The organism is Streptomyces sp. NPDC006174 (genome assembly GCF_040614075.1).
In the GTDB taxonomy this organism is placed as follows: domain Bacteria; phylum Actinomycetota; class Actinomycetes; order Streptomycetales; family Streptomycetaceae; genus Streptomyces.
Map to the genome: position 1 here is coordinate 95,070 of NZ_JBEXTJ010000007.1, position 19,011 is coordinate 114,080.

General features: G+C 71.5%; 13 protein-coding genes, 2 pseudogenes and 1 riboswitch. Of the genes and pseudogenes, 2 read left to right on the forward strand and 13 right to left on the reverse strand.

All coding sequences use genetic code 11. From position 1 onward, the window contains the following. Positions 1–25 precede the first annotated feature (25 nt). The 11 genes and pseudogenes from eno to ABZ267_RS17395 all read right to left on the reverse strand — a co-directional run bounded on the left by eno (position 26) and on the right by ABZ267_RS17395 (position 12,654). Positions 26–1,306 carry a phosphopyruvate hydratase gene (eno, locus tag ABZ267_RS17345; RefSeq protein ID WP_356746380.1) on the reverse strand — a complete coding sequence of 427 codons (1,281 nt, stop codon included), beginning with the start codon at positions 1,304–1,306 and terminating at the stop codon, positions 26–28. A gap of 336 nt (positions 1,307–1,642) precedes the next feature. After that, the gene (locus ABZ267_RS17350; RefSeq protein ID WP_356746381.1) at positions 1,643–2,350 is read right to left on the reverse strand and encodes a transglycosylase family protein; all 708 of its coding nucleotides are present in this window, start codon (positions 2,348–2,350) and stop codon (positions 1,643–1,645) included. 5 nt (positions 2,351–2,355) lie between these two features. Continuing rightward, a riboswitch (cyclic di-AMP (ydaO/yuaA leader) is annotated at positions 2,356–2,553 on the reverse strand. Positions 2,554–2,844: 291 nt separating this feature from the next. After that, positions 2,845–3,909: a transglycosylase family protein gene (locus ABZ267_RS17355; RefSeq protein ID WP_356746382.1), complete on the reverse strand. Its 1,065-nt coding sequence runs from the start codon at positions 3,907–3,909 to the stop codon at positions 2,845–2,847. Between the two features lie 186 nt (positions 3,910–4,095). Then, on the reverse strand, positions 4,096–5,388 hold the full coding sequence (locus ABZ267_RS17360) for a cytochrome P450 (protein WP_356746383.1): 1,293 nt from the start codon (positions 5,386–5,388) through the stop codon (positions 4,096–4,098). Then, positions 5,385–7,241, reverse strand: a complete 1,857-nt coding sequence (locus tag ABZ267_RS17365; RefSeq protein WP_356746384.1) for a sel1 repeat family protein — start codon at positions 7,239–7,241, stop codon at positions 5,385–5,387. The genes ABZ267_RS17360 and ABZ267_RS17365 overlap by 4 nt, the downstream gene beginning before the upstream one ends. A 41-nt stretch (positions 7,242–7,282) precedes the next feature. Beyond that, a complete protein-coding gene (locus tag ABZ267_RS17370; RefSeq protein ID WP_356746385.1) occupies positions 7,283–8,266 on the reverse strand; it encodes a nucleoside triphosphate pyrophosphohydrolase in 984 nt (327 codons plus the stop codon). 48 nt (positions 8,267–8,314) lie between these two features. Further along, positions 8,315–8,971, reverse strand: coding sequence for a SurA N-terminal domain-containing protein (locus ABZ267_RS17375; protein ID WP_356746386.1), 657 nt, complete (start codon positions 8,969–8,971; stop codon positions 8,315–8,317). 140 nt (positions 8,972–9,111) lie between these two features. Beyond that, positions 9,112–10,752, reverse strand: a complete 1,641-nt coding sequence (locus tag ABZ267_RS17380; RefSeq protein WP_356746387.1) for a protein kinase — start codon at positions 10,750–10,752, stop codon at positions 9,112–9,114. After that, positions 10,749–11,351, reverse strand: coding sequence for a hypothetical protein (locus ABZ267_RS17385; RefSeq protein WP_356746388.1), 603 nt, complete (start codon positions 11,349–11,351; stop codon positions 10,749–10,751). Before ABZ267_RS17385 ends, ABZ267_RS17380 begins: the two co-directional genes overlap by 4 nt. Before the next feature lie 115 nt (positions 11,352–11,466). Continuing rightward, positions 11,467–11,697: pseudogene (locus ABZ267_RS17390) on the reverse strand (SAM-dependent methyltransferase); the annotation flags it as partial. Between the two features lie 210 nt (positions 11,698–11,907). Continuing rightward, positions 11,908–12,654, reverse strand: coding sequence for an N-acetyltransferase (locus ABZ267_RS17395; protein ID WP_356746389.1), 747 nt, complete (start codon positions 12,652–12,654; stop codon positions 11,908–11,910). 141 nt (positions 12,655–12,795) lie between these two features. On the opposite strand from ABZ267_RS17395, the pseudogene ABZ267_RS17400 reads away from it, so the two are divergent. Beyond that, positions 12,796–13,114, forward strand: a pseudogene (locus ABZ267_RS17400) (hypothetical protein); the annotation flags it as partial. Positions 13,115–13,172: 58 nt separating this feature from the next. Here the strand turns inward: ABZ267_RS17400 and ABZ267_RS17405 are convergent. Next, positions 13,173–13,964: an HNH endonuclease family protein gene (locus tag ABZ267_RS17405; protein WP_356746390.1), complete on the reverse strand. Its 792-nt coding sequence runs from the start codon at positions 13,962–13,964 to the stop codon at positions 13,173–13,175. Between the two features lie 367 nt (positions 13,965–14,331). Here ABZ267_RS17405 and ABZ267_RS17410 point away from each other — a divergent pair, with 367 nt between their 5' ends. Next, a complete protein-coding gene (locus ABZ267_RS17410) occupies positions 14,332–15,183 on the forward strand; it encodes a nucleotidyltransferase domain-containing protein (protein WP_356746391.1) in 852 nt (283 codons plus the stop codon). Positions 15,184–15,228: 45 nt separating this feature from the next. Here ABZ267_RS17410 and mfd read toward each other — a convergent pair whose 3' ends face one another. Next, the gene (mfd, locus tag ABZ267_RS17415) at positions 15,229–18,762 is read right to left on the reverse strand and encodes a transcription-repair coupling factor (RefSeq protein WP_356746392.1); all 3,534 of its coding nucleotides are present in this window, start codon (positions 18,760–18,762) and stop codon (positions 15,229–15,231) included. Positions 18,763–19,011 lie beyond the last annotated feature (249 nt).

The following is a 19,011-nucleotide window of genomic DNA, read 5'->3' on the forward strand; positions in this document are numbered from 1 at the left end:
GAGGCTACCCCCTTGACGCTGCGGGTCAGCCCTTGAAGCGCGGGAAGGCGGAGCGGCCCGCGTACACCGCGGCGTCGTCGAGGATCTCCTCGATGCGCAGCAGCTGGTTGTACTTGGCGACGCGGTCCGAGCGGGCCGGGGCGCCGGTCTTGATCTGACCGCAGTTCACGGCGACGGCGAGGTCGGCGATGGTGACGTCCTCGGTCTCGCCGGAGCGGTGCGACATCATGCACTTGAAGCCGTTGCGCTGGGCCAGCTCGACGGCGTCCAGGGTCTCGGTCAGCGAACCGATCTGGTTGACCTTGACGAGCAGGGCGTTGGCGGAGCCCTCCTCGATGCCACGGGCCAGGCGCTCGGGGTTGGTGACGAAGAGGTCGTCGCCGACGATCTGCACCTTGGCGCCGATGCGGTCGGTGATGACCTTCCAGCCGGCCCAGTCGTCCTCGTACAGCGGGTCCTCGATGGAGACCAGCGGGTACGCGGAGACGAGCTCCTCGTAGTACTCGGTCATCTCGGCGGCCGAGCGGGACTTGCCCTCGAACTCGTAGACGCCGTCCTTGTAGAACTCGGACGCGGCGACGTCGAGCGCGAGCGCGATGTCGCGGCCCGGGACGTAACCGGCCTCCTTGATGGCCTCGACGATGAGGTCCAGGGCGGCGCGGTTGGACTCCAGGTTCGGCGCGAAGCCGCCCTCGTCGCCGAGACCGGTGGACAGGCCCTTGGTCTTGAGGACCTTCTTCAGCGTGTGGTAGATCTCCGCGCCCCAGCGCAGGGCCTCGGAGAAGGACTCCGCACCGATCGGCGCGATCATGAACTCCTGGATGTCCACGTTGGAGTCGGCGTGCGAACCGCCGTTCAGGATGTTCATCATCGGAACGGGCAGCAGGTGCGCGTTCGGGCCGCCGAGGTAGCGGAAGAGCGGCAGGTCGGACGCCTCGGAGGCGGCGTGCGCGACGGCGAGCGAGACACCGAGGATGGCGTTCGCGCCGAGCGAGGCCTTGTTCTCGGTGGCGTCCAGGTCGAACATCGCCTGGTCGATGAGGCGCTGCTCGGTGGCGTCGTACCCGACGAGCTCCGGGCCGATCTGCTCGATGACGGCGAGGACGGCCTTCTCGACGCCCTTGCCCAGGTAGCGGTTGGGGTCACCGTCGCGAAGCTCGATGGCCTCGAAGGCACCGGTGGAGGCGCCGGACGGAACAGCAGCACGGCCGGTGCTGCCGTCGTCGAGGCCGACCTCGACCTCGACCGTGGGGTTGCCCCGGGAGTCGAGGATTTCCCTGGCTACGACGACGTCGATGGACGGCACGAGGCATCTCCTTCTGGGATATGACGCTGGTTGTGCAGGGTCACTGTGGCCTTGCGACACGAGCCTAACCGGCCGGGCCGCGTCAGTCGGCCGACCGCCCGTCTCCTGGGACGAAAAAGGACCCAAGGGTCAGCATCACGGGACAAATCTCTAGAAATCTACTGACTGGTAACACGTGTTGGCGACAAGAGGTGAACGCATCACCTCGCCCGCAGGGGTTCTTCGCACGGAAAAGACCCCGGCCCGGCGCGCACGGGGGGAGAGCGCGCCGGGCCGGGGAGCCGTGCGAGGGAGGGTGCCGCCGGACCCCCACCCTCCGGGGAGGAGAGACGGCTGTTACTTCAGGTGGAGCTGCTGACCCGGGAAGATCAGGTTCGCGTCCTTGACGATGTCGTCGTTGAGCTTGAAGAGCTTGCTCCAGCCGCCCTTGACGCCTTCCTTGCCGGCGATCTTGCTCAGGGTGTCGCCGGTCTTGACCTTGTACTCGCCGTCGCCCTTCTGGACCTTCTCGCCGGTCGGCGTGGTGACGGTCTTCTTGGAGCTCTCGGCCTTCGGAGCCTCGCGCTGCTCGCTGCGCGTGGTGGGCTGCTCGGCCTTGCGCTCGGGCTGTGCCTGCTCGGGCTCGCTCGCGGACTGGCCGGAGCCGGTGCTCACGCCCGGGTCCACACCGTCGTTGGTGAGGCCGCCGGCGCCGGCGCAGGCCCAGGCGCCCGGACCCTGCATGTCGAGGAGCTTCTCGGCGGTGGCGATCTGCTGGTCCTTGGAGGCCAGGTCGGCGCGCGAGGCGTACTGCGTACCGCCGGCGGCGGCCCAGCTGGACTGCGAGAACTGCAGCCCGCCGTAGTAGCCGTTGCCGGTGTTGATGGACCAGTTGCCGCCGGACTCGCACTGGGCGACGGCGTCCCAGGTCTCGACGGAGGCGGCGGAAGCGTTGGTCGCGCCCATCAGCGGGACGGCCACGGCGGCGCCGGCGACACCGGCGAGGGTGGCGAGACGGACGGTCTTCGAGGGGCGGCGGTGCTTGCCCTTGCTGTTCAGCAGCATGGAACGGATCTCCTCACCGACGCCTACGAGGTGAGCTGTCGGGTTCGGGCTGATGAGTTGCCCGGTCGCGCGACCTAGCGCGCGACTTCACCCCAAGCCGTTCCCGTACGTCCCCGAGTTCGAAGGGACTGCCCTTCGAAGAGGCTGTACGGACCCGGCGGCCTACCTGGGTCCCCCGCTCCTGCCTACGGCGCTTTACGCGTCTGTTCCCTTCGACCGACGGCAGGATTCGGCGTGACGGTCGACGGGGCCCGCGGTGCGAGCGGTTCCGACCGTAAACACAGGCAACCCCGACATTCAAAGATGGACATACTGGCCCAATCGGCGCTTACTTGCTCACCCTGACCGGTCGTTTCCGCAGGTCGGAGGCGATCTACGCCGAGCAGGCGGACGCAACACGCCAGTTGCAGCAAAGAGACCCATGTCTCACTTACGCATAAGTGGACATAGGCCTCTGAACTACCCGCGTTTTCGGGGTGTTTTCCCGAATTCGATCAGTTGGCGGCAGGCGCCTCGGAGCCCTCCTGGACGTCCGCCTGACCGGTCTGCTCGCCGGTCTCCCGACCGGCCTCGTTCAGCCCGAGGTCCAGGCTCTGTCCGGGCAGGATCAGGTCCGGGTCGGAGCCGAGGAGGTCCTTGTTGGCCTCGTACAGGCCGGTCCAGCCCTGCGGGAGTTCCTGCGCGTCGGCGATGGCCCAGAGGTTGTCGCCGGGCTGCACGGTGTAGCCGCCGTCGACGACCGCGCCGCCGTCCCGCGCGTCACCCTCGCCGCGTGAGGCGTGCCGGCCGGACTCGCGGGGACCGTCCTCCTGGCCCACCGCGCCGGTCTCCTCCGGGGCCGGAACGCCCCGGTGCTTGCCGCCGGTGCGGTCGGCGCCCTTCGAGGCGTCGGGGGTGGAGGTGGAGGGCTGCGAGGCGTCAGGAGAGCTGGGGGTTCCGGTCTTTCCGGCGGACGGGGACGTGGAGGGCTCGGCGGAAGGGTTCAGTGCGTCGCCGCCGCCGTTCTTCTCACCCTTGTCCGTCGCATCCGCCCTGCCGGTGGAGTCCGTCTTGCCGGAACCCTCCGCTCCGCCCTTTTCATCCACTTCGTCCGCCGGAGCGGTCGTCGGGTCCGGCGTGGGAGTGGTCGGGCTGGTGGGGTCGGTGGAGGGGACCGTACCGGGGTCGACACCGGGCAGGCTGCCGTCCACCGCGAGGCCGGAGATCACCGCGCAGCTCGGCCACGCTTGCGGGCCCTTGTCGTCCAGGACCTTCTCGGCGACGGCGATCTGCTGTGAACGGCTGGCCAGGTCGGCCCGCTCGGCGAAGGCGGTGCCGCCGTACGCGGACCAGGTCTCCTGCGAGAACTGGAGCCCGCCGTAGTAGCCGTTGCCGAGGTCGGCACTCCACATGCCGCCGCTCTCGCACTCCGCGACCCGGTCCCAGGTGGTGGCGTCGGCCGCGTGTGCGCCTGCCGCGCCGAGGAGCGGAATGGCGATGGCCGATCCGGTCACGCCTGCGGCGACGACGATGGCGGGTGCCTGACGAGGGCGGCGGTGTCTGCCGTTCGCGGAGCCCATGGAGTTTGCCTTCCGTGCGACTGACAAGCATGAACTGAGAAGCATGAAGCTGTTACGCGCGTGCATGAAGCTGATACGCAAGTGACGGACGGGCCAACGGTGAACGGTCGGCCGACGCGTCGAACCGTGAACCTAGCGGGACTCGAACGCATGTCACAAGTCGATGCAGCGCAGATCACGTGAAAGTCACAGAGGTGACAGCGTGTCACCTTCCTCAAGGCGATGTCCCGGCTCGAACTCGACCGGCAACGTGCGCAGTCCGCGCATGATGAGCCCGCCGCGCCAGCGCAAATCAGCGGGTTCCACCGCAAGTCGCAGGCCAGGAAGGCGTTTCAGCAGGGTCGCCACCGCAGCCTGACCCTCCAGCCGGGCCAGCGGTGCTCCCAGGCAGTAGTGGATGCCGTGACCGTAACCGAGATGCTGATTGTCACTCCGTGAGAGGTCGAGCGCCTCCGGATCCGTGAACCGCTCCGGATCCCGGTCCGCCGCCGCCAGCACCACCAGCACCGGATCCCCGGCCGCGATCTCCTGCCCGCCGAGCGTCAGCGCCTCGGTGGCGTACCGCCAGGTCGCGAGCTCGACCGGCCCGTCGAACCGGAGCAACTCCTCGATCCCGGTGGCCAGCAGCGCGCTCTCGCCCGCCGCCAGCGATTCTTCGAGCCGGGCGCGCTGTTCGGGATGGCGGAGGAGAGCGTACGTACCGTTCCCGATCAGGTTCACCGTCGTCTCGAACCCGGCGAACAGCAGGATGAACGCCATCGCCGCGGCCTCGTTCTCGGTGAGGTGCTCGCCGTGGTCGCTGGCCCGGATGAGTCCGGAGATCAGGTCGTCACCCGGGTTCTCCCTCTTCCGATGGATGAGTTCGGCGAGATAGCCGCGCATCTTCTTCACCGACCGGGCCACTCCGCCGCGCGGCCCGCCACCGTGGCGGATCATCATGCCGGCCCAGTCCCGGAAGTCGTCCTGGTCCTCGCGCGGAACGCCGAGCAGGTCGCAGATGGCGTAGATGGGGAGCGGGAAGGCGAAGTCGTGGATGAGGTCCGCCTCTCCCTTCTCGACGAAGTCGTCGATCAGCCGATCGGTCAGCTCCTGCACCCGGGGCGCGAACTCCGCGACCCGGCGCGGAGTGAACGCCTTGGAGACGAGCCGGCGCAACCGGGTGTGGTCCGGCGGGTCGATGTTGAGCAGATGCGTCATCAGCTCCGCCTTGCGCTCCCCCGGAATCCCCGTCTTCCCCTTGGCCGCCGCGGACCCGGCATGGTTGGCCGGATCCTTGGAGAGCCGCGCGTCCGCGAGCGCCTGCTTGGCATCCCCGTACCGCGTCACGAGCCAGGCCTCGACGCCGCTGGGCAGCGTGGTCCGGTGCACGGGGCTGTGCTCGCGGAGCCAGGCGTAGGCGGGGTACGGGTCGGTGGCGAACTCCCAGGTGAAGAGTTCGGGGGCGTCAGGCGTGTGGGGACAGGCGGGGGTGTCGGTCACTCCTTGACGGTATCGGGCGGGGTGTACGTCACGGCGTGGAGCCGGGGCAGCACCCGGGCCGCCAGGGGGTGGCCGGCCTCGGCCGCCCGGTTCATCCAGCTCTTGGCGCGGTCGATCAGCAGCAGGCCCAGGGAGAACTGCGACTGTACGATGCCCGCCTCGGCGGCCTGTTCCAGGTACGAGATCGCCTCCGCCGCCGCATCGCGCGCGACCATCAGCTCTCCCGCGGCCGCCGCCGCCTCGGTGTGGCCGGCGTCCGCCGCCTTGCGGCACCAGAACTCGGCGGTCTCCAGGTCGCCGAGAGCGACGTTGATGTCGCCGAGCACCGCCGCGGCCATCGGGTCCTCCTCGGCCCGCTCCACCAGATGCGTGTGGGCGTTGGAGCGGACCGTCCAGCGCGCGCCGTCCGTCCTCACCGTTTCGAGCGCGAACATCCACAGGTCGAGCGGGACCGGCCAGCCGTCGGGCCGGTCGACCGTATCGGCGAGCAGCGCGCCGAAGACGCCCCAGGTGCCCTCCTTGTCCCCGGGAACCAGCAGCCCGCTCACGCCGTACCGCTGTTCGGCGGCCCAGGCGAGCCCGTCGCCGAATGACTCGGCCTCGGCTGCCGCGTACGCGTCCGGATACAGCTCCTCCGCGCCGCGGAGTACGCCCTCGGAGATCGCCCCGTGCGGGACTCCACAGCGGTGGAGGTCGACCGCGGCGCGCACCAGCAGGTGGCCGCGCGGATGGCGGGTCGGCCGGGCCGCCCGCCGCCACTCCTCGACGAGGTCGGGGCCGACGGCCAGGTACTCGGGCACCGTGTGCGGTCCGCGCCAGAGCCGGGCGCCCCTCAGAAGCGGCTCCTCGGCCTTCTCCAGCAACCCACACTCGCTGTCGCTCCAGACCCTGTTCAGCTCGACCGGTCGGGCCCCGTCGAGCACCCGGGCGCGGTCCGCCGCCCCGAACCGGCGCGCGTCGTACGCCTCGTCCTCCATCGTGGCCAGCACCGGCACGCGCATCCGTACGAGCTCCGCGAGAACCGCCGGGGTCAGCCCGTACTCGCCCAGGTGGCCGCCCAGGTCGTCCAGCCACAGGACACAGCCCGCCGCGCCCCGTCCCCGTACCACCGCCGGAAGACCGCGCAGGTCCGTCCCGGGCGACGGCGCGAACACCCGGGTCGTTCCGGGGAGCTTCGACGCCAAGGCGGCCCACGCCGTCCGGGTCTTGCCCGAGAGCGGCGCCCCGGTCACCACCACCAGACCGCCCTCCCGGGCCGCCTCACGGACCCGGTCGCCCAACTCGCGGTCGCAGTCCCGCTCCACGTACGGCGGCAGCGGTGACTCACCGGGCAGCCGACGGGTTTGGCGCACGCCCAAGGCGATCGGGTCGGCCGTGTCCAGCTGCGGCCAGTCGGCGACCGGCGGCAGGGTGGAGTGCGGCGGCTGCGCGTAATAGGTGTGTACTCCGCCGGAGAAGGTATCGGCCTGGACGACCGGGGCGTGGAAGGTGCCGTCCTGGACGGAGTTGGCCGTGGCTCTGGTGGAGGGGCCGGACGGAGCGTGGGCGGGTGCCCGGACACCGTCGGCCTCGCGTGCCTGCTCGTCCTCGGTGAAGGCTTCGGCGATGGCTTGCAGCTCCTCGTAGACGGAAGGCGCCGTGCGCTTCACTTCGATCAGGAGCTCGTGTACGGCGCTCGGCGTGCCCGTGTCCTCACCACGGAGGCGTATCCCCCACAGGTCGTCGAACCGCACCTCCAGAAAGGTGTTCCGGGCGCCCCGCAGTGCCTCGGACATGAGCCGGTAAGCGCTCTGGTCGGGGCTCCCGATGATCCGCGCCACCGTCAGAGCCAGCGTCCTCAACTCGGCGTCCACACCCGTCCCCCACCCCTCGTACGGTCCCTCAGGTCACCGTACTAACCCGCACGCCCCTCCGCCGCCACGATCGCGTCCCGGTAGACCCGGGCCGCCGCGCGCAGAGCTGTCTCCGGGTCGGTGCCGTCGGCCTCGGCGCGTACGGCCAGAGCCAGGAGCTCGTAGCCGATGGTGTCGCCGGCGGGCAGCGGGACGGTGAGGCCGGCCGTGCGGGCGCGGCTGCCGAGCTTCGCGGCGAGGGCCAGGCCGGGCTGGCCGAGAGGGACGCCCTCGGTGACCGACGTGCGCTGCTTCTCGATCGCCTTCGTGCGGAGCCAGTGCGCGTGGACGTCCTCCGGGGTCTCGGCGCTCTCGTCGCCGAAGACGTGCGGGTGGCGGTGGACCAGCTTCTCGACGAGGCCGCCCGCCACGTCGTCCACGTCGAACGGCTCCTCGGGATCCTCCTGCGCGATGCGCGCGTGGAAGACGACCTGGAGCAGGACGTCACCGAGCTCCTCGCGCAGCTCGGTCCGGTCGCCGTCCTCGATCGCCTCGACCAGTTCGTACGCCTCCTCGATGGCGTACTTCGCGAGGCCCTGGTGCGTACGTTGCGAGGTCCAGGGGCACTCGCGGCGGATCCGGTCCATGATCTGGACCAGGTCCAGGAGGCGGGCGCCGGGCAGGTCGTACGAGCCGGGGAGCAGCTCCAGGTCCGGCATGGCGACCCGGCCGGAGCCGCCGAGCCGGGCCAGGCCGTCGGTCAGGCGGCCGTCGCCCTCGCCGCCGACCAGGACCACGACCGTGCGGCCGCCCGCGCAGGCGGCGACCAGCTCGTCGGCGGAGGGTGCCGCGTGCTCGGCGTGGACGCCGGCCTCGCGGAGGTAGGGCAGCTGCGGGTGGTCCGGGTCTCCGCACACGACCTGGTCGGCGGCGTGCAGCGTCTGCCAGGCCGGCCAGGAGAGCAGGCCGGGCGCGACCCGGTGGCTGGCGGTGAGCAGGACGATCCGGCCGGGTTCGTCGGCGTGGTCGGGAGCTTCAGCGTTCACACCGCCCGAACCTACCGCCCGGCCCGCCACCGCGGTCAGGAGCCCCGGTCAGGCGCCCGCCTCCGGCTCCTGCGGAGCGAACTCGGTGACCTGGCTGATCCACGGGGCCCGGTAGTTGCCGAGCTGCATCTTCTGGTCGTCCCAGGCGCCGAACCGCGGGTTGACGTCGATGTCCAGCTGCTTCGACGCCTTGGTCAGCGCCTCGCCGACGACCTGCTGTCCTTCGGGCGTGCCGAGGTCCGCGCCGAGCGCCTTGGCGAGCTTCGGCAGCAGCACCTCCTGGCGCATGTCGCCGTCGATCTGGTCCGGGGCGACCCAGCGCTGCTGGAGCATCATCGCCCGCAGCTGCTCCTCGCCGCCCGCCTGGGCGCGGCTCGCGGTCCGGGCCTCCTGGATCTCCTTGCGGGTGACGGTGACCCCGGCGTCCTCGGCGGCCTGGTCCAGGATCCGGCCGAAGATCAGCCCGTGCAGCTTGGCGCGGCCCAGCTGGCCGGACTTGTTGACCAGCTGCGCCGCCTCCGGCGAGCTCTCCTGGGCGGCGCGGACGTCGGCCGCCTGGGCCTGGACCGCCGAGACCTCGATCCGCTCGCCGCCCACGACGGCGGCGGCACCGGGGTGGGCCTCGTTGCCGCAGGCGGCCAGGAGTGGAGCCGCGAGGAGCGTGGCGGCGGAGACGGCGAGCGCGGTGCGACGACGGCGGTGCAAAGGAGCCTCCCGTGGAGAGTTTGTGCATCGGTGCACAAGCCTTGCGGTGACCGATGTTAGGCAGTGGTGGTGATCAGTGCCACTGATTCGACCAACGATTCGGGAGGAGTTGGGGATGTGGGGCGGCCGTACCCCTGGAATCAGCCGCCCCGGACGTCCTGCTGGTGGATGAGGCGGCGGCGCAGGTCGACGGGGAGCGGATGGTGCGGACCGTACGTGCGCTCCGCGTCGTACAGCAGCGCCTGGAGCTGCGCGCGGCCCGCCGTGTGGTCGCCGACCGCGAGCAGGAGCTGTCCGATGCGGTGGCGGATGTCGAGGGCCCGGCCGGGGTCGGTGGTGACGGGTCCGTAGGCGTTCTCGTAGTACGGGAGGACCGCGCGGTACTCGCCGAGCGCGGCCGTGGCCTCGCCGAGCTGCTCCAGGCACTGGGCTGCGTCGTAACGGAACTGGAGGACCTGGATGTCGGCCGGTCCGGTCTCGGCGGTGCGGTCCTCCGCCAGGCGCCGCAGCTCCGGGAGGGCGCGGCGGTACTGCCCGTCGTCCATCAGCGTCGCCGCGTACTGCTTGCGCAGGATGCGGACGACCGGCGAGTGCCCGCCGTGCTCGGCGGCGGCCGCCGGGAGGATGGCGCCGAGGATGTCCACGGCCTGGGTGATCCGGCCCTCGCCGAGCAGCTTCTTGACCTCGTCCACGGCCCGCGCGACGTCCGGCCGGGCGGGCGGCGGGGTGAAGTCGGCCGGCGCGGTGAGCGGCGGAGGCGGGGAGAGGAGTGAGGCGACGGCGGGCCAGGGGGTGGTGCGGGCCGGGGACTGCGGTGGTACGGGGAGGGCTGCGGGGACGGGCGGGGCGGCAGGGATGGCGGTGGCGCGGTCCGGCCAAGGGGCGTGCGGGCGCAGGAAGGGGCGGGTCGGGTCGAGAGGGCCGGCGGGCGTGCCGTGTCCGGGCAGCAGCGGGGCCAGCTCCTCGTACACCTCCTGCGCGGAACCGGGCCGCTCCTGCGGGTCCTTGGCGAGCAGCCGCAGCACGAGCGCCTCCAGCGCGGCGGGCACCTCCGGGCGGGCCTGGCGGACCGGTACCGGGGCTTCGTAGAGGTGGCGGTGCAGGACGCCGAGCGCGGTGGACCCGGCGAACGGCACGTCACCGCTGAGCAGTTCGTGCAGGACCACACCGAGCGCGTACAGATCGGTGTACGGGCCGACCGCACCGCCCATCGCCTGCTCGGGAGCCATGTAGGCCGGCGAGCCGATCGGTGAACCGGTGTGCGTGAGGCGGGTGGTGTCCGTGTCGAGGACGGAGGCGACGCCGAGGTCGAGCACGGTGACGGTGCCGTCGGGCCGGACCATCACGTTCCGCGGCTTCAGGTCGCGGTGGACGATCGGCACGGCGTGCACCGCGCTCAGGACGGCACAGAGCTGCGCGGCCACCGCGACGGCCCAGGGCCAGGGGTACGGGTCCTGCTCGGCGAGGTGGTCGCCGAGGTCGGCGCCTTCCACGTACTGCATGACGAGATAGAGGTCGTCGCCGTCGCTGCCGGCGTCGTGGACGGTGACCAGGCCCGGGTGGTCGACCTGCGCGGTGACCCGGCACTCGCGGACGAACCGGCGGCGCAGCTCGTCGGCGGCGTCGCTGCCGGTGGGCCCGGCGACCCGGTCCGGTCGCAGCAGCTTGACGGCGACGCGGCGGTCCAGGCGCTGGTCGTACGCCGTCCACACCTGGCCCATGCCGCCCTGGCCGAGGATGGTGGCCAGCTCGTACCGCCCGGCGATGACCCGGTTGCTCACCGGCCTTCGCCCTCCTTGCGGAGGTAGTCGCTCAGCTCGTCCAGCTCGGCCCGGACCTGGTCGAGGCGCTGGGGCGCGGGCTTGGGCGGCTGTGTGTCGACGGCGTACGGGTTCGGGGTGGGCGGCGGCGTCGGGTGCTGCTGGACGGGCGCCTGGTTCTGGACCTGGGCGGGCGGGTGCTGGTGGACGACCGGTCGGTACGGGGCCGTCGCCGAGCCGGACATGGGCCGCTGGGTGTCGTAGGGTCCGGGCGCCGCGAAGTGCCGCGTATCCATGATCAGGTAGTACGTGATGACGCCGGCCAGGATCGCTATGAGCCACCCCATCCCGATCAGCGCCTGGGCGTCCGTCATCTTTTCCTCCTCGGGCAGGGCCGCGAAGAACGCGAACAGGCCGATGGTGAGGACCACCGTGACCGCGAACAGCCACCAGTCACGGGCCTTGCGGGTGACGATCGCGAGCCTCAGCATCGCCACCCACCCGAGGAACCCGCAGCTCAGCACGGTCAGCACAACAAAGATCGCGCGCAGCGTGGTGAGCGTCCCCGAGGACGGCCGGGACGTCGGCGGCTGCTGCGGCGGATAGCCGTAGCCGTGCATGTGCTGCTCCTGGGAGGCGTACGAGAGTCGGGCGGGTGCGGTGAGCGTATGCGGTGAGCGTATACACCGCCGCCGACAGTCCGTCCCCCCTTGTGCTCAACCGTTGCCGAGGAGGTCACCGGGGCGTGACCGTACCGTCCGTCAGCCCGTCGTACATCCCCCTCACCAACTGTCCGCCGAGCCGTCCCGGCGTCCGCAGAGCGTTCTCGAACGCGGTGAGCGCGCGGAACTGTTCGCCGTGCCGCCGCTGTTCGGCCAGCGGCAGCCGGGGCAGCTGGAGGCGGCGGACGTCCAGCCGGGCGGCGGTGGAGGCGTAGCTGCCGGCCTGCCGGTGGTTGGCGGTGCCCGGCGATTCTCGCGACGGTCGCGGCGCCTTGGTGAGCGATGGCCACCAAGGCGTTCTGCATGTCGATGACGAGGCGGGCGGAGGTGTGCGGCACGGGCCGACACGCTGGCGCCGACGGACCGGCGGCACAACGGAGTTCGGTACCGCGGCCCTCGCGGTCAGGGCCGCCGGCCCGCGCCGCGGTTACGTACCGCTGTCACCGCCGCCCTCTCACACCCGGTGCCGCACCCACACATTCGGCTCGGCGTAGACGGCGTACCCGTGCGCGGGTGAACAGTGCACCGGCACCAGCGCGCCAGGCACCTCCACCGGACCCTCCGTGTCGAACGGCAGCCCGGTCCACGCGCGCCACTGCTCCAGCGTCCCGCTCACCGTCATCGAGACCGGGGCCACCGAGTCGATGACCCCGCCCGCGCGGACGTGGACCCGCAGCCACGGGTCCTCGGGCAGTCCGTCCTCGGGCCGGGTGAGCCGGGCGTACTCCGCCATCGGCAGCGCGGCCCGCAGGTGCTTGCCGCTCGGCCGCACCGGAGCGACGACCTCACCGAAGCCGAGCCGTCCCGCGTTCTCCCGCATCGCGGCCAGCATCCGGCCCGAGATCCCCTGGCCCTGGTTGCCGGTGGCCACGGTGATCTCGATGGCGCTGACGGTGTCGGGGGTCCGGCCCCGCCGCAGGTCCGAGAACGCCCAGAGCAGCGTCCGGTCCCAGCCGCCGACGGGGAGGTTGGCGCGCCCGGGGGCGTTCAGCTCGAAGGGGACGCTGTAGGCGCGGGCGACCACGCCGCCGTCCGGGTCGGTGGCGACCAGGACGAACTCCGGGAACTCGACGGCAATCCGCGAGAAGTTCGCCCAGCCGACGATGTCCTCCAGGACGAACTCCGGCCAGGTGTCCGGCATCCGGTCGAGCGCATCGGCGAGTTCGGGGCGCTCGGCGAGCGTGGTGATGTGCAGCTTCATGAGCCGACCCTAGGCACGTCTCACCAGCTGTGACCAGGGATTTTCCGCGTACGAGCAGGGGTGAGGCCGCACCTCGGCCGACCGTCCGCCGGGCCCTCCGCTCCGGGAACCGTGAAAGGTCCATGCCGCGTCCCCACCCGTGACGTCCTCCCCGTGCGTTCCCGGGTCTTCGGCTCCGGCGACGACAGGAAGAGCAGCGGCATCCCCACCAACACCGTCCGCGGCCCCAACCTGAGCGGTGACCACCTCGGCGACGCGGGCGCCGGCGGCGGCCAGTTGGCGAAGGGCCACTGCATCACGTCGACCGCCAAGGAGGTCGCCTGCGCCTCGCCGGTTCCGACGCCTTCAAGGTGCTGGACCTCGTCAAGGAGAAGGAGGAGTGCCCGGCGGTGGCGACGGAGCCGCGCAGCTGATGATGGCGACGGGCCGGCCGTACAACGTGATCCGCGGCGGCAAGGTCCAGGAGTCGCGGGACGGCGAGGGCCACGGGCGGGCCGTGGCGCTCACCGGACGGTGGCTCAGCCGCCGCACTGGGCGAGCATGGCCTGCTTGTCCGGCGCGGTGACGGGCAGGTCGTACTTCAGCGAGACCTGCGCGAACCGCACCGCGTACGAGCAGCGAATCGGCTTGTACGGCGGCAGCCAGGCGGCCGGGCCGGAGTCGCGCTTGGCACTGTTGGCCGGGCCGTCCACCGGCAGGAGGTTGAGCGGGTCGTTGGCGATCTGCTGCCGCTTGGTCTCGTTCCAGCGGGCCGCGCCCATCTGCCAGTTGTAGGACAGCGGCATCACATGGTCGATCTGCACCTTGGTCGCCTGCTGCTTGCGCCAGTCGATGGACTTGCCGGTGTAGGGGTCCTTGAGCTTCAGCGAGACGACGACGCAGTTGGAGCCCGACCGGTGCTCGATGTCCTTGCCGTCGCGGGCGAGGAGGTCGTTACGGGTGTCGCAGCCGTTCCGGGCGAGCGGGATGCCGTCGATCCCGTCCTTCCACGCGGACCCGAACTCGCTCCGCTCGTAGCCGGTCTTCGGGCCGCGCCCCTTGGTGGCGACCTTCTCGATGACCTTGCGCGCGGCGGCCCGGTCGGCGTCGCTGGTAAGGGGCGCCAGGCCCGGCTTCGTACCGTCGGGGTTGTCCAGCGGGCTGACACCGAAGCCCTTGGCGGACTGCGCACCACCACCGTTCGCACCGCCACTCGCGCTGCCGCCGCTCTCCGCCGCGAGGTCGTCGGGGTCGCAGCCGGCCAGAGCGAGCACGACGAGGGCGCTGAGGGCGGGCAGGGCTGCTGCTCGGTACGTACGGGGAGATATCACGTGAAGCCATCCTGACGGGGAGAAAGCCGAACGCCGAGAATCTTATGGGCGTCTTCCCCGTCGGCGGGGCTTTCATGACTGGTCTTCAGCCCGTCCGGCCGCAGGCGCCTGGTACTCGGCTTCAGCCCGTTCGGGCTGCGGGGCCGCGTCCTGGCCTTCAGTCGGTTCCGGTTTCGGGGCGGCGTCACAGCCTTCAGCCCGGAGGGCCGGAGAACCGCCGCGACGGCTGACGGGACCGTCCCCTAGGCTGCCTCGCATGGGCGTTTCCTGAGCGACGAACGAGGTCCCGCAGCGGGACCGGAGGCAGCCCGGCGGCGACCGCCGGGCCTCATTTGTACGCCCACACCCTCACTCAGGAGACCCGGCCATGCCGCACGCCCACCCCACCCCTCGCACACCCCTCCCCGCCGACGCCCTGAACCGCCGCATCGAGCTGCTGCGCTCGACGGCCGAGGCCGACCTCCGGATCGACGGCGTCCTCCTCTACGGCTCCTGGACGCTCGGTGAAGCCGACGCCCACTCGGACCTGGACGCCTGCCTGTACGTACGGGAGGAGGACGTCGACGCCTTCGAAGGGCGGGAGTTCGTGGAGCGGCTGGCTCCGCTGAAGCTGGCGTACACCAACATGTACGGCATCCTCGCCGTGGTCTTCGAGGACCTGATGCGCGGCGAGTTCCACGTGGAGCCGGCCGGCCCCGGCATCGCGGAGATCGCCACCTGGCGCGGCCAGGTCCACCTGCCGCGTCCCGAGGCGGCCGTGCTCCTGGACCGCACCGGCCACCTCACCACCGCCGCCCGCGAGTTGGCCGCCTTCAGCCCGCCGGAGCCGGTGGCCACCGCCCGGCAGCTCACCGACGAACTGGCCAACTGGACCCTGATGCTGGCCCATGTCCAGGCCCGTGGCGAGACGGCCCGCGCCCACCACCTGCTGCACACCGTCATCGCCCCGCTCCAGCTCAAGCTCTGCCGCCTGCTGCGCGGCTCGACCGCCCACTGGCTCACCCCGAGCCGCGCTCTGGAGACGGACCTGCCGCGCACGGACATCGAGCGGTACGCCACGACGACCGCGCCCCTGACCGATCAGGCGGTCCGCGCGGCGGCCGCGAACAGCGGGCGCTGGACCCGCGACCTGGCGGCCGAGGCGGCGGACCGGTGGGGGACGCGGCTGCCGCTGGGGCTGCACGAGGAGATCGCGGCGGCGCTGGCCCTGGGCCGGTGAGGCCAGCCGGCTCCGGGGGCCGGCTGACCGCGAGACGTCCCGCCCCTACGACCCCAGAATCGTCGTCAGGAACTCGCCCGTCCACGACAGCAGTTCGCGGCCCACCACCGGCTTGCCGCCGATCTTGCCCGTCGTCGGGCGCGGGACCAGGATCTGGTGGGCGGCCGGCTTGATGACCGTCTTCGGGTGGAGGCGCTTCAGGCGGAGTTCCTGGGACTCGCGCAACTCCACCGGCGCGAAGCGGATGTTGGAGCCCTGAAGGACGATCTCGCCGACTCCGCAGGCACGGGCCAGCATGCGGAGGCCGGCCACCAGGAGGAGGTTCTCGACCGGTTCCGGCAGCGGGCCGTAGCGGTCGGTGAGCTCCTCGCGGACCGCGCGGATATCGTCCTCCGAGGTGGCCTGAGCGATCGCGCGGTACGCCTGGAGGCGCAGCCGCTCGCCGGGGGCGTAGTCGTGCGGGACGTGCGCGTCGACCGGGAGCTCGATCTTGACCTCCAGCGGCGGCTCCTCCTCCACGCTGCCGTCCATCTGGGCCCGGTAGTCGGCGACCGCCTCGCCGACCATGCGGATGTACAGGTCGAAGCCGACGCCCGCGATGTGGCCGGACTGCTCGCCGCCGAGCAGGTTGCCCGCGCCGCGGATCTCCAGGTCCTTCATCGCCACGTACATGCCCGCGCCCATCTCCGTGTGCTGGGCGATCGTCGCCAGGCGCTCGTGGGCCGTCTCCGTCAGCGGCTTCTCGGGCGGGTAGAGGAAGTAGGCGTAGCCCCGGTCGCGGCCTCGGCCGACCCGGCCGCGCAGCTGGTGGAGTTGGGAGAGGCCGAAGTTGTCGCCGCGCTCCACGATGAGCGTGTTGGCGTTGGAGATGTCGATGCCGGACTCGACGATCGTCGTGGAGACCAGGACGTCGAACTTCCTCTCCCAGAAGTCCACCACCACCTGTTCCAGGGCCTGTTCGGACATCTGGCCGTGCGCCGTCGCGATCCGCGCCTCGGGAATGATCTCGCGCAGGCGCGCGGCCGCCCGGTCGATGGACTCAACCCGGTTGTGGATGTAGAACACCTGGCCCTCACGCAGGAGTTCACGGCGGACCGCCGCGCCGATCTGCTTCTCCTCGTACGGGCCGACGAAGGTCAGCACCGGATGGCGCTCCTCCGGCGGAGTGGTGATCGTGGACATCTCGCGGATGCCGGTGACCGCCATTTCGAGCGTACGGGGGATGGGCGTCGCGGACATGGTGAGGACGTCGACGTTGGCGCGGAGCTTCTTCAGCTGCTCCTTGTGCTCGACGCCGAACCGCTGCTCCTCGTCCACGATGACCAGGCCGAGGTCCTTGAACTTCGTCTCGGAGGAGAAGAGGCGGTGCGTGCCGATGACCAGGTCGACCGAGCCGTCCTTGAGACCTGCGAGCGTTGCCTTGGACTCCGTGTCCGATTGGAAGCGGCTCAACGCCCTGACGTTGACCGGGAATTGCGAGTAGCGCTCGGTGAACGTGCCGAAGTGCTGCTGGACGAGGAGAGTCGTCGGGACGAGCACCGCCACCTGCTTGCCGTCCTGCACCGCCTTGAACGCCGCCCGGACCGCGATCTCCGTCTTGCCGTAGCCCACGTCACCGCAGACCAGCCGGTCCATCGGGACCGTCTTCTCCATGTCCTCCTTGACCTCGGCGATCGTGGAGAGCTGGTCCGGCGTCTCCGCGTACGGGAAGGCGTCCTCCAGCTCCCGCTGCCACGGCGTGTCCGGCGCGAAGGAGTGGCCGGGGGCCGCCATCCGGGCCGAGTACAGCTTGATCAGGTCGGCGGCGATCTCCTTGACCGCCTTCTTCGCCCGCTGCTTCGTCTTCGTCCAGTCGGCGCCGCCGAGCCGGTGCAGGGTCGGTGCCTCACCGCCCACGTACTTGGTGACCTGCTCCAGCTGGTCGGTCGGGATGTAGAGCCGGTCGCCGGGCTGGCCGCGCTTGGCCGGTGCGTACTCGACGAGCAGGTACTCGCGCGTCGCGCCCTGGACCGTGCGCTGCACCATCTCCACGTACCGGCCCACACCGTGCTGCTCGTGGACGATGTAGTCGCCGGCCTCCAGCGTCAGCGGGTCGATCGTCTTCCTGCGGCGGGCCGGCATCCGGCCCAGGTCCTTGGTGGCGGTGCGCTGGCCGGTCAGGTCGGTCTCGGTGAGCACCGCCAGCTTCAGCGCCGAGTCCACGAAGCCCTGGTCGATCGCTCCGCAGGAGACGTGGACGACGGACGGAGCGATCTCGGCCAGGTCCGGTACGAAGCGGGCCGCGATACCCTCGCCGCCCAGCACCTCGACCGTACGCGTGGCAAGGCCCTGGCCCTCGGTGACGTACACCGTGCGCCAGCCGTCGGCCAGCCAGCCCTTCGTGTCGGCGAGCGCGCGGGCGGTGTCGCCGCGGTACGCCTCCGGCGCGTGCATCGAGAGCTTGAGCGTGTCCTCGTCCAGGTCCGCGTCGTCGGCCGCGAACGGCGAGGTCGACCACCACATCATCCCCAGCTCACGGGCCCGGTCCCGGACGTCCGCGATGCTCCACAGCGAGGCCGCGCCCACGTCGATCGGCGCCTCGCCGTCGCCCGCCGTCGCGGCCCAGGACGCCTGGAGGAACTCCTGGCTCGTGGCGACCAGGTCGGAGGCCCGCGTACGGACCCGCTCCGGGTCGCAGACCAGCGCCATCGAGCCCTTCGGCAGCACGTCGAGCAGCAGCTCCATGTCGTCCACCAGGACCGGGGCCAGCGACTCCATGCCCTCGACCGCGATGCCCTCCGCGATCTTGCCGAGCAGCTCGCCCAGCTCCGGATGCGCCTCGGCGAGGGCCGCCGCCCGCTCCCGTACCTGATCGGTCAGCAGCAGCTCACGGCACGGCGGCGCCCACAGCCCGTGGTCCGCGACCTCCAGGGACCGCTGGTCGGCGATCTTGAAGTACCGGATCTCCTCCACGTCGTCGCCCCAGAACTCCACCCGAAGGGGGTGCTCCTCGGTCGGCGGGAAGACGTCCAGGATCCCTCCGCGTACGGCGAACTCACCGCGCTTCTCCACCAGCTCCACCCGCGCGTAGGCGGCGGCCGCCAGCGCGTCCACCACCTCCCCCAGGTCCGCGTTCTGCCCACTGGTGAGCGAGACCGGCTCCAGCTCGCCGAGCCCCTTGACCTGCGGCTGGAGCACCGAGCGGATCGGCGCCACGACCACCGAGACCGGTCCCGTCTCCGGGTCGTCCTCGCGCGGGTGCGCCAGGCGCCGCAGCACGGCGAGGCGGCGGCCCACCGTGTCCGAGCGCGGCGAGAGGCGCTCGTGCGGCAGCGTCTCCCAGGACGGGAAATCCGCCACCGTGTCCGGCGGCAGCAGCGTCCGCAGCGCGGCGGCCAGGTCCTCGGCCTCCCGGCCCGTCGCCGTGACGGCCAGCACGGTCCGGCCGGTCTGCCGGGCCAGCGCGGCCACGGCGAACGGCCGGGCGCCGGGCGGACCGACCAGGTCGACGTGCATACGGTGGCCGTCGGCGGCGGCCTTCACCGCCTCGGCGATCGCCGGGTCCGTGACCACGACATCCAGCAGACCGTGCAGGCTCATAAGGGCATCCGTCCGGGTCATCAGGTGTTTCAAGGTGTTCCCGGCAGCCGGCTGCTGCCAGGGGCAACGCGAAGAGCCCGACACGTGGGACGAGCCGGGGGTTCCAGCCTACGACCCGGCAGTGACAGCCGCTTCCGCACCGGCCGGTGACGGCCGCTCCCACAGCGCCGCGACGGCCGGCGACCAAGGCGCTTCCGGAGCGTCTCAACGAGGGCTGTGGCGGTGTACCGGGCCGGCCGGCTGGGGAGT

Excerpts from the sequence above, each read along its gene's own strand:
- ABZ267_RS17410 (WP_356746391.1), top strand. The coding sequence starts at position 14,332 with ATGCCGCACGCCCACCCCACCCCTCGCACACCCCTCCCCGCCGACGCC.
- ABZ267_RS17350 (WP_356746381.1), bottom strand. The coding sequence starts at position 2,350 with ATGCTGCTGAACAGCAAGGGCAAGCACCGCCGCCCCTCGAAGACCGTC.
- mfd (WP_356746392.1), bottom strand. The coding sequence starts at position 18,762 with ATGAGCCTGCACGGTCTGCTGGATGTCGTGGTCACGGACCCGGCGATC.
- ABZ267_RS17355 (WP_356746382.1), bottom strand. The coding sequence starts at position 3,909 with ATGGGCTCCGCGAACGGCAGACACCGCCGCCCTCGTCAGGCACCCGCC.
- ABZ267_RS17395 (WP_356746389.1), bottom strand. The coding sequence starts at position 12,654 with ATGAAGCTGCACATCACCACGCTCGCCGAGCGCCCCGAACTCGCCGAT.
- ABZ267_RS17385 (WP_356746388.1), bottom strand. The coding sequence starts at position 11,351 with ATGCACGGCTACGGCTATCCGCCGCAGCAGCCGCCGACGTCCCGGCCG.